General features: G+C 57.1%; 11 protein-coding genes and 1 rRNA gene. All 12 read left to right on the top strand.

Going from position 1 to position 10,690, the window contains the following annotated elements:
* Window positions 1–96: 96 nt before the first annotated feature.
* The 12 genes from rrf (at window position 97) to ACLI1L_RS06965 (ending at window position 10,597) form a co-directional block, all read left to right on the top strand.
* A 5S ribosomal RNA gene (rrf, locus tag ACLI1L_RS07020) occupies window positions 97–214 on the top strand.
* Window positions 215–675: 461 nt separating this feature from the next.
* Entirely contained in the window at window positions 676–1,485 is an 810-nt protein-coding gene (locus tag ACLI1L_RS07015; RefSeq protein ID WP_086589024.1) for a hypothetical protein, read from the top strand.
* On the top strand, window positions 1,485–2,468 hold the full coding sequence (locus tag ACLI1L_RS07010; RefSeq protein ID WP_086589025.1) for an HAD-IIA family hydrolase: 984 nt from the start codon (window positions 1,485–1,487) through the stop codon (window positions 2,466–2,468). The genes ACLI1L_RS07015 and ACLI1L_RS07010 overlap by 1 nt, the downstream gene beginning before the upstream one ends.
* Entirely contained in the window at window positions 2,459–2,620 is a 162-nt protein-coding gene (locus ACLI1L_RS07005; RefSeq protein ID WP_162837064.1) for a hypothetical protein, read from the top strand. Before ACLI1L_RS07010 ends, ACLI1L_RS07005 begins: the two co-directional genes overlap by 10 nt.
* Entirely contained in the window at window positions 2,620–3,426 is an 807-nt protein-coding gene (locus tag ACLI1L_RS07000; protein WP_086589026.1) for a TlyA family RNA methyltransferase, read from the top strand. Before ACLI1L_RS07005 ends, ACLI1L_RS07000 begins: the two co-directional genes overlap by 1 nt.
* A complete protein-coding gene (locus ACLI1L_RS06995; RefSeq protein WP_023021614.1) occupies window positions 3,423–4,307 on the top strand; it encodes an NAD kinase in 885 nt (294 codons plus the stop codon). The genes ACLI1L_RS07000 and ACLI1L_RS06995 overlap by 4 nt, the downstream gene beginning before the upstream one ends.
* Window positions 4,307–5,968, top strand: coding sequence for a DNA repair protein RecN (gene recN, locus ACLI1L_RS06990; RefSeq protein ID WP_411707211.1), 1,662 nt, complete (start codon window positions 4,307–4,309; stop codon window positions 5,966–5,968). The genes ACLI1L_RS06995 and recN overlap by 1 nt, the downstream gene beginning before the upstream one ends.
* A gap of 28 nt (window positions 5,969–5,996) precedes the next feature.
* Window positions 5,997–7,148, top strand: a complete 1,152-nt coding sequence (gene steA, locus ACLI1L_RS06985; protein WP_411707210.1) for a putative cytokinetic ring protein SteA — start codon at window positions 5,997–5,999, stop codon at window positions 7,146–7,148.
* A 3-nt stretch (window positions 7,149–7,151) separates the two neighbouring features.
* Window positions 7,152–8,054, top strand: coding sequence for a copper transporter (locus ACLI1L_RS06980; protein WP_316349581.1), 903 nt, complete (start codon window positions 7,152–7,154; stop codon window positions 8,052–8,054).
* A 3-nt stretch (window positions 8,055–8,057) separates the two neighbouring features.
* A complete protein-coding gene (locus tag ACLI1L_RS06975; RefSeq protein ID WP_086589029.1) occupies window positions 8,058–8,696 on the top strand; it encodes an NUDIX domain-containing protein in 639 nt (212 codons plus the stop codon).
* A complete protein-coding gene (xerD, locus tag ACLI1L_RS06970) occupies window positions 8,693–9,583 on the top strand; it encodes a site-specific tyrosine recombinase XerD (RefSeq protein ID WP_394286048.1) in 891 nt (296 codons plus the stop codon). Before ACLI1L_RS06975 ends, xerD begins: the two co-directional genes overlap by 4 nt.
* A 12-nt stretch (window positions 9,584–9,595) precedes the next feature.
* A complete protein-coding gene (locus ACLI1L_RS06965) occupies window positions 9,596–10,597 on the top strand; it encodes a hypothetical protein (RefSeq protein WP_411707209.1) in 1,002 nt (333 codons plus the stop codon).
* Window positions 10,598–10,690 lie beyond the last annotated feature (93 nt).

Below are 10,690 nucleotides of genomic sequence, written 5' to 3'. Positions count from 1 at the left end.
AACAAAAATAATCAGTCACTGTCGTGACCGCGTCCACTATGCAGTATCTGACACAACACCCACACACCCATGAAGAGGGTATTGTTCTGAAAGTTTGTCGGTGGTCAATAGCTGCAGGGAAACGCCCGGTCCCATTCCGAACCCGGAAGCTAAGCCTGCACACGCTGATGGTACTGCAACCGGGAGGTTGTGGGAGAGTAAGTCACCGCCGACACCAAACAACACAAACACAACAAAATACAACAAAGAAGAGGACGGCACACCACCGCCCTCTTCTTTGCGTTTTACCAGCCCACCCAGCCGGGGGAAGGCCTCATCTGCAAAGCCAGGAGTACGGCACTAGGGCGTCCGCGTTGCCTTCACCAACGCAATGCATTTAAGCCACCTGGTGGGCGTTTGCATGCGCGTACAAATGCTCGGCCGCTCGGCGGTGAAGAGTTGTGGAACGTTGCGGGGCGGAGTGGCTTTCCATTGTGGGTGGTCCTGGCAATTTATTTGCGTTCAGTAGGATCGAGTGCCGTCTCATTGAACCGGTCTGGGCGAGCGTTTGGCCTTGCGCTGTATGGTTCACGCTGCGGCAGCGCAAGAGGATCTAAATTCCGGCTTTTTCGTTTGGGGTTGTAGAATAGGGCCGGTATTTCTGTGCTAGTTCCAACCAAGAAAGGGTAGGGCTGAATGTCGGAGCGCAATCACAACGGGCGAGGTGGACGTGACCGTAAGCCACGCAATAACAAAGGCCGTGATTTCAAGGGCGATTCCCGGAAAAAGAAGTCTTTTTCGCCGCAGCGCTCCGGTTACCGTGAAGAACGCATCAATCGTCGCATGAGTGACCCAGACATCCCGGCCGAGGTGGATGTTAACGATTTGGATCCCATGGTTTTGCAGGACCTAAAATCGCTCTCGAAGGAAAACTCCGAGGCCGTCGCCAAGCATATGATCATGGCTGCGACCTGGATGGAAGACGATCCCAAGCTTGCCTTGCGCCATGCACGTGCTGCTAAAGACCGTGCCGGCCGCGTGGCTATCGCCCGAGAGGTCAATGGTATTGCCGCTTATCGTGCAGGTGAGTGGAAGGAAGCGCTGGCTGAACTGCGCGCTTCCCGGCGTATTTCCGGCGGGCCTGGGCTGCTGGCCGTAATGGCTGACTGTGAGCGCGGCTTGGGACGCCCAGAAAAAGCGCTCGAGCTTGGGCGCGCGGATGAGGCGGCCGACCTAGATGATGAATCTAAAATTGAGCTAGCGATTGTTTTAGCCGGAGCCCGCTTAGATATGGGCCAAGCCGAGTCTGCCGTTGTAACTATCCAACGCGCTCATCCTGATCGCGATGCACGCGGGGTAAGCGCCTGCCGTCTCGCATATGCTTATGGCAATGCTCTGCTGGAAGCGGGTCGCAAGGACGAAGCTAAGGAATGGTTTGAGCACGCCGTCTCAATTGATGAGGGCGACTGGACCGATGCAGCGGAGCGCTTAGAGGAGTGTAAGTAGTGACGGTTCTAAGCAAACACGATGCTCTTCTGCTCGATCTAGATGGCACCGTGTGGGAAGGCGGCCGCCCACTTTCTAACGTGGTGGACGTCATCAATACCTGTGGTGTGCCGGCGGTGTACGTGACCAACAATGCTTCGCGCAGCCCAGAAGCAGTGTCGAAGATGCTGGCAGACATCGGGCTCGAGGCGACCACGCAGCAGATTGTTACCTCTGCCCAAGCAGTCCTTCAACTAGTGGCGGATGAGGTGCCAGCCACCTCCAAAATTCTTATTATTGGTGCTGATTCCTTCCGTGATTTGGCCCGCGAGATGGGTTTTGAGGTGGTCTCCAGCGCTGATGACAAGCCTGCCGCTGTTGTGCAGGGTTTTGACCGTTCTGTTGGCTGGGAGCAATTGACTGAAGGGGCTCTGGCCATCCGCCAGGGAGCGAAGTTTTTCGCATCGAACCTAGATACTTCTCTGCCTATCGAGAGGGGATTTGCCGTGGGCAATGGTTCCCTCGTGGCCGCCATCCAGTCCGCCACCGGGGTAGAGCCGGTGTCTGCAGGAAAGCCCGAGCCAGCCATGTTTACTTTTGCGGCGAAGCAAATTGGTGCGAAAAAACCGCTTGCTGTGGGCGACCGTTTGGATACCGATATCGCCGGTGGTAATTCCGCTGCCATGAATACCTTCCATGTGCTTACCGGTGTTTCTGGGGAACTAGAACTTATTGAGGCACCTGTGGAGGCGCGCCCGAACTTTATTGGTGCAGGTATGCACGAACTGGCTTTGCCGGTATCCGTTGCCCGACCTGGAGCACAGGGTGGATTTACTGCTCGGTGTGATGGACATGATCTTCTGCTGGAAGGCGGCGACGAGAAGTCCACGTCAGTGCAGGCATTAAGAACTGTGTTGGAGGTGGCGTGGGCCATGCCGTCTCCTCCGCGCTATGTTCAACCGCGAAGCGAGCGCGCGGAAAAGGTTGTTGCGCAATGGCGGTAAAGCCGCATGATTTTCGTGCCGTGAAGGAGCCGGCGGAGATCGATGCTGACGTAGCAAAGATTTTAGGAGAAAACGCAGCGGATTTGGCCGCTGAGGTGGAACAGCTGGACCGCGCCCACAATGTGTTGCGCGATGCTTTGCAGGAGAATTAATGCCCCCACAACGTCGTAGGTTAGACGCGGAGCTGGTGCGCCGGAAGATTGCGCGCTCTCGTGAGCAAGCCCGGGAAATGATCAAGTCCGGCCGTGTCACGGTCGGTGGTTTCAAGGCGCAAAAGCCGGCGTCGATAGTAGAACCAGAGGTCTCCATCAAGGTGGAGGAGTCCGAGGAAGATAAGTGGGCCTCCCGCGGTGCACACAAGCTTTTGGGAGCCTTAGCCGCGTTTGACGTCGATATGAATGGTCGCATTCTTGATGCCGGCGCGTCTACCGGTGGCTTTACTGATGTGTGCTTAGAACACGGCGCGCAGGAAGTTCTTTCAGTGGATGTCGGGTACGGACAGCTGCTCTGGCGCCTCCAAAATGACGATCGAGTAAAAGTTCTCGACCGTACCAATATCCGGAATCTGACGCTCGAGCTTACCGACGGCCCTTGTGACGGCATGGTTGGAGATCTGTCCTTTATCTCCCTCCGGCTCGTATTGCCAGCCATTGTGGAATGCCTAAAGGACGGTGCCTGGTTATTGCCGATGGTGAAACCGCAGTTCGAAGTGGGCAAGGACCGCCTTGGCAGCGGTGGTGTCGTTCGTTCACCGGAACTGCGCAAGGAGGTAACCAAGGAAGTCGCTAAGTTTGCCCTGTCGCTCGGGTTGAGCATGCACGGAGCTGTAGCGTCCCCGTTGCCTGGGCCAAGTGGCAACGTAGAGTATTTCCTTTGGCTGAAAAAAGACGGCGCGCCCACGGATCTGGCTAGAGTAGAAGAAATGATTGACCGTGCAGTCGAGGAAGGCCCGCAATGACCCGTGAGATCCTGTTGGTGCCTCATGCCAACCGCGAGCAGAACCTGCAGGCAACGTCGCGAGCAGCGGAGCTGCTACAAGATGCCGGGATTACTGTTCGAGTGTGCGCGGACGAGAAGGTCTTGCCTGGGCTAAAGCACGTCCCCCACACCGAAGACGCGGCTTCGGGGTGCGAATTAGTCCTAGTACTCGGTGGCGACGGAACCTTCCTCCGCGCAGCGGATATGGCACGTTCTGTGGATATTCCGGTGCTAGGAATCAACCTCGGGCATGTGGGATTTTTGGCTGAGTGGGAAGTCGAATCCCTAGATCAGGCCTTAGTGCGGGTCATAGACAAAAGGTACCGCATTGAGGATCGACTCACCATCGATGTCACCATCTTTGACGAGGAAGGAACCCTTCTCAATCGCAGCTGGGCTCTGAATGAAGCTTCGGTAGAAAACCAAAATCGCTCTGGAGTATTGGACGCAATTTTGGAAGTTGACCGCAGGCCGGTGTCTTCCTTCGGTTGTGATGGGGTACTCATCTCCACGCCTACTGGGTCGACCGCCTATGCGTTTTCGGCTGGCGGGCCGGTGCTGTGGCCCTCGCTCGACGCGATTTTGGTAGTACCGAATAATGCGCACGCTTTGTTTACTAAGCCCCTAGTCGTCTCGCCCAATTCTTTAGTAGCCGTTGAATCAACCATGCGTACAACTCCGGCGACCGTGATTTTGGATGGTTTCCGTGAGCTCGCCATGCCGCCGGGAGCTCGCGTGGAGGTAGTGCGAGGCGCGCGTCCGGTGCGATGGGTACGCTTAGATGACCAACCTTTTACTGACCGTTTAGTCTCGAAGCTGCGCCTGCCCGTAGAAGGGTGGCGCGGGCCGAAGGAGAAGTAGTGCTCGTCGATATTTCCATTAATGACTTGGGCGTTATTAGCCAGAGCTCCGCGGAGCTCTCTACTGGTCTAACCGTGCTTACAGGTGAAACTGGCGCGGGCAAGACCATGGTGGTTACTGGATTGCGGCTTTTAGCAGGTGGACGCGCGGATGCTTCCCGGGTGCGGGATGGGGCGAAGAAAGCGGCAGTAGAGGGGCATTTTTCCTCGGGGAAAAATTCTATCCGCGAGTTGGTCGAATCAGTAGGTGGGGAGCCCGATGAAAATGGAGAATACATCGTCTCCCGGACGGTTTCTGCTGTAGGTAGATCGAAGGCCTATTTGGGTGGTCGGGCGGTGCCTGCGGCAACCTTAGGCGAATTTGCGCGCGAACTTATTACGGTTCACGGCCAAAATGATCAGCTGCGTTTGCTTGCTCCCGAGGAACAATTGGGTGCGGTAGACCGTGCGGATCCTACGTTGGCCGAGGTACGCCGTCGCTATACCGAGGCTTTTAAAGAATGGCGCCGCTTAGCCAAGGATTATAAGCGGCGTACAGAGCAGCGCCGCGAAATCGCGCAAGAGGTTGACCGCCTGCAGTTCGCGGTGGATGAGATCGACGGCGTTGCGCCGGAGCCGGGTGAGGATGGGGAGCTGGTGCAGCTGGTTCGCAAGCTGCAAGACGTCGACGGTCTTCGCGAATCCGCGGAAGTTGCACTGGCTTCTATCGACGGCACCGAGGAACTGGAGGAGGCTGCCTCGGCGTTGCTGGGCCGGGCGGTTTCGGCATTGGCGGGGACTACCGACAAGGAATTGGCCGCCTTGGGCCAACGGCTCAGTGAGATTTCTTCACAACTGGGCGATATTTCCGGTGAGCTGGGAGGGTATCTGGCTGGGTTGCCGGCGGATCCGCAGCTTTTAGAAAAGTCCTTGCTGCGCCAGCAAGAGCTTCGTACACTGACCCGCAAATATGCCGGGGATATTGACGGAGTTATAGCTTGGCGGGATGAAGCTGCAGCAAAGCTCGAATCCATGGATACCTCAAATGAAGCCCTAGAGGAATTGAAAAAGCAGGTCAAGGACGCTGAATCGGTGATGGTTGAGCGGGCTGGGGAGCTGACAAAGGGGCGTCGGCAAGCGGCGAAGGCTTTGGGGGAGCAGGTTACGCAGGAGCTGCACGGCCTAGCCATGCCGAATTCAACGTTGACGGTTGAGCTGACGCAGGCGAAATATTCTAAAACTGGCGCGGACGCGGCCGAGCTGCAGCTGAACGGAAAGCCGATCGCGTCTGCAGCTTCAGGCGGCGAGCTTTCCCGTGTCATGTTGGCCTTGGAGGTGGTGCTAGCGGATGAAGACGGCGCCACCCTGGTCTTCGATGAGGTAGATGCTGGTGTGGGCGGACGCGCGGCGGTGGAAATTGGTCGCCGCCTGGCACGCTTGGCCGTGCACAACCAAGTTATCGTGGTAACACACTTGCCGCAGGTAGCAGCGTATGCCGATGCGCACCTGCATGTTTCGAAGGAAAAATTCACTTCTGGTGTGGCCGAGCTTTCGCAGGACGAGCGCGTGGAGGAGTTGGCGCGCATGCTGGCAGGCTTGGATGATACGGAGACTGGTCGCGCGCACGCGCAGGAGCTTTTTGAGCGGGCACAGCAAGAAGCTTCCGCGCGCCTAACCCACTAGAAACAATAATCACGTCACAATAGGGGTCATGGCTCTGTTTTCCCGTAACCCCGAGCAGCCTGGTGCACTGCGCGATTGCACTCCGGGCGCTAAGGGGATGAAAAAATTTAGTGAAGGCGATGTCGCCGTAATTGATGCGGCTAATATCTCTCGCCACGAGGCCCAGACCCTCGTTGACCTTAAACCCTCCGCCGTGATTAACGTGGCGGAGTTTTCTACCGGTACGGTCCCCAATTATGGCCCGCACATTTTGCTTGACGCCGACATTACCCTCGTTGAGGGCGTTGGCCAGTCCTTCGTGTCTGAGTTCAAGGATGGAAAAAAGGCGCGAATCGGGGAGGATGGCACCGTCTTTAGCGGTGATAAAGCTCTTGGCACGGGCCGCGTGGTTACTCGCGAGCGAGCAGAAAAGAACTTCACCGCGGCGCAGGGTGCGCTGATTGACCACATGGAATCCTTCTTTGGCAACTCCATTGATTTTATTAACTCTGAGGGGCCGCTGCTTATCGACGGCCTCGGGGTTCCCGCCTCTGGCTCTGAGATTGCAGGCCGCAAGGTCGTGCTGTTTTCGCCGACAGACAGGCACCGCGAACAGCTCAAGCAGCTGCGGAACTTTATCCGCGAGTATGAGCCGCTGCTGATTGCGGTGGGAGAAGCTGCAGATTCGTTGCTGGCACAGGGGTATAAGCCAGATTTCATCATTGGTGATCCCAATAGCGTCAGCGATGAGGCCCTGCGTTGTGGCGCCCGTGTGGTTGTTCCTGCGGATCCAGAGGGCGAGGTAGAAGGCCTTGACCGCATCCAGGACCTCGGCATCGGTGCCATGACTTTCCCGGCAGCGACGCATTCAGGTACCGATTTGGGTCTGCTTTTTGCTGATTATCACGGCGCAGACCTCATCGTGCAGGCAGGCGGTGGGGTAGATCTTGATGATATTTTTGCGGATCGCACCAACCCGTCGGCGGTGCTTTCCCGGCTTAAGGCCGGCACCAAGGTGGTTGACGCGGATGCGGTGATTAACCTCTACAGTGCACCTTCGTCCAACCTTGGCTGGCTGTGGGCACTGCTGGGAATCTTGGTTGCCATTGCGGCGGTTATCCTCATTGTCGGTTGCGGCGGAAGTCAGGACTTTGCTAGTAACCTCAGCGAAACCTGGTCCAGGCTCTTTGGGGGCGCATAGAGCATGGCAAAGACTGAGCTAGTAGCAGGCTTGGGCTTCGGCGCCGCAGTAGGCGTGGCGCTGGGTGCCCTGGTCATTGCTCCCAATCTGACCACCGGCATGGCCGATGACGATCCGATCCGTGAGGAGCACCGCAAGGTCGTCCAGGACAATAAGATTTTGCAGACCCAAAATGAGGCGAGCGATAAAATCGTGGCTGATTCCGGGGCGGAGCTAGTAAACGGGGCATTGTCTCAGCGGCCCGTGCTCATCGTCACCACCGATGATGCTAATGGCGGAGACGTGGACGCAATCCGGAAGCTCTTGGAAACTTCCGGTGCCACGGAGGCCGGTGAGATTAAGCTGACCAAGGACTTTTTGCGCCCCGAAACTAAAGACAAGCTTTTGCCCATCCTGAAAGACACTGCGCCTAAGAAGGCAGATACCAAGGATCTGGATTCTGCGGGAGCGCTCAGCGGTGAGGTGTTAGGCACTGCATTGTCTATGGATCCTGAGAGCACGAAGCCCATGGCATCGGTACAAGAGCGTGCGGATGTGCTCCATAAGCTGCGCGACGAGGGCTTCATTGACTACGAGGATGGCACCATCGTTCCTGCCCAGGCCATTATCGTTGTCTCTGGCAACGGCCTGCGCGGCTACCCTTCCGATGCTTTGGCGGAATTTGTTACCGGGTTGGATGATGTCAATGGTTCTGTAGTGTTTAGCGGGCGTACCAAACAAACTCAGGACGATAAGGCACTTGCCCAGGTGCGCGACCAAGATGCGAAGCTGTCCACGGTCGATGGCACCGAGCGCGCAGTGGAGCGCATTGCCGTTATTTTGGCCACCGAGGAGCAGCTCGATGGTGGTCAAGGCGATTATGGTGCCACAGAGACCGCGGATTCTGCCCTACCGGGAAAGGAATAGCTCATGGCGCATGATTTCAAGGTGCTTGACTCGCAATTGCTTGTCGACGCCCCCATTCTCGCTCTCCGCCGCGACGAGGTTGTCATGCCCGGCGATGTTTCTGCCTCCCGCGAGGTAGTAGAGCACCTAGGCGCGGTGGCAGTGGTGGCACTGGACTCGGACGAACGCATTGCCATGGTGTATCAGTATCGCCACAGCGTGGGCAAGCGCCTGTGGGAATTACCGGCAGGTTTGCTCGACGTACGCGGCGAAGATGAGCTAACCGGCGCGAAGCGGGAGTTACAGGAGGAAGCTGGTCTGAGCGCGCAGGCGTGGTCAGTGCTGACGGATTTGGTAACTTCACCGGGGTTCTGCGAAGAAGCGGTCCGGGTCTTCTTAGCCTCCGACCTTTCTGAGGTGCCGCGCATGGAGGCTACCGGGGATGAAGAAGCTGATATGGAGGTTGCTTGGGTCCGGCTCGAGGATGCCGTCGACAAGGTATTGCGAGGCGAAATCGTCAATTCCATCGCCTGCAGCGGCATTTTGGCGGCTTATGCAGTGTTGCGCGGTGGCAAGGCGACCCGCAGCGTGGATGAGCCTTTCACGTTGCGGCCGACGTCGATGAGTGCCCGGCGCACGGGCGCGGACCTGAAGCAGCTGTGAGTGCAGTCGAAGATATAGCGCAGACGTGGCTTAACCATCTGGCGGTTGAGCGTGGCGTTTCTGCCAATACGTTGAGTAATTACCGCCGTGATGTCCGGCGCTATGTCACTTGGTTGGAGGACAACGGGGTAGAGGACCTGCGCGCGGTAACGCGGCCTATGGTGGAGGCCTATCTCAAGGATCTGCGGTCAAAAATGGCTGCGTCCTCGGCTAATCGTGCTCTCATCGTAGCCCGCGGGTTGCATAAATTTTCCGTGGCAGAAGGCGTTGTAGACGTCGATGTTGCGGTTGAGGTTACCCCTCCATCAACTGGACAGCATTTGCCTGAGACGTTATCGGTGGACGAGGTTAGCGGCCTTATTGAGGCAATTCCCACCGAAACCCCGGTGGATGTGCGCGACCGTGCTCTGCTGGAAATGCTCTACGGTACTGGCGCGCGAATCTCAGAAGTAATCTCCCTAAACGTTGATGACGTTTCCTCCGCGCAAGAGGTAATCCACCTGCACGGAAAGGGCGACAAAGAGCGGATTGTGCCCTTGGGTTCGCATGCCCGCCAGGCCATTGACGCCTATTTGGTGCGGGCTCGTCCGGTGCTGAGCAAAGGCACAACGCCGGCGTTGTTTCTCAATACCCGCGGCGGGCCTTTATCGCGCCAAAGCGCGTGGGCAGTGTTAAAGACAGCTGCACAGCGTGTAGATCTGGGAAAGTCCATTTCTCCCCACACCTTGCGGCATTCTTTTGCGACGCACCTGCTTGAAGGCGGCGCAGATGTGCGCACCGTGCAAGAATTGCTGGGACATTCATCCGTGACGACAACGCAAATATATACTCACGTCACTGCCGACTCCTTGCGTGAGGTGTGGCGCACTGCTCACCCCCGTGCCTAAGAAAGGACATATATGTTTTCTACTCGTGTAGCCGGCGCGGTACTTTCTACCGCGTTGCTTTTCCCCGCGGTGGCGCAGGCACAGCTGCCGCCGGAGGTTGAAGCTGCTATTGCTTCGCCTATCTCGGTTCCGGCCGGACAGACCACGACCGTTAGCCTGCCAGTGCCCGCCGAGGCGAGCTATTCGAGTGATGGGTGGAACGTCTCTGCCTCTGGCACCACTGCTACCATTACCGCCCCAGCAGAAGGCGGCCAAATCTCTGTTCCCGTCTCCGCCCAAGGTATGAATGCGACTCTCACGCTCGTGGCCGATGGTTCGGTGGCGCAGGAGGACGTTCAGGAAGAAATCGACGGTGCAGAGGGTGCTCCAGCTCCAGCGCCTGGCCCGGCGCCGAATAAGTCGGATGAAGGCGGCAATGCCCCGGCAGGCAAGGGAGACGAAGGTGGGGCGGACAAGCCCGCGCCGGCGAAGGGGAAGGAAAATCTCCCGGTAGTGCCAGGTAAAAAACCGGAACGTAAGCCTGCAGGGGAGGCCAATCTAGAAGGCGCGGAATACGTCAACCTTGAATCCCATATTGAAGGCAATACTATTACCGCGAAGATGGGGCTCAAGCAGGCCTATGACCTCTACCAGCAGTTTAAGGACACGGAAGAAAACGACGTTAAGCTGCGCTACCTTGATGGTGAAGGAAATATTATCCAAGGCGTAAACCGCGACGTGGATGCTTCATCACGCACCCTCACTCTGACGTATCCAGAGGGAGAAGCGCCTGATAATCCCTTCATTATGCAGTTGCTGCGCAATGATGGCTCTGGTGCCGCCCTCATCGTCACTTTGCAGGACCCTAATTATCAATCTGAGTCGGAGAACCTCGATAAGCGGCAACAGGAAGAACCCAAAGATGAAAATGAGAGCTCGCATATGGGCTGGATTATCGGAGGGGCAGCTGCGGCGATCCTTATCGTTCTGATCGCTCTCGTGGCCGCGCTCAAACGACGTTCTAGTCAACGCTAAAAGCTTGATATAAACTAAGTCTCGGTACTTTCTTGCTGTAGCGGGTACGCTTTAATGACAACGTTGTAATCAACCCTAAGCCAAGTGTCATGG

It is taken from the genome of Corynebacterium sp. LaCa117 (assembly GCF_046717765.1).
Lineage (GTDB): Bacteria > Actinomycetota > Actinomycetes > Mycobacteriales > Mycobacteriaceae > Corynebacterium > Corynebacterium kefirresidentii.
This window is presented reverse-complemented; position numbering and strand designations above follow the sequence as displayed.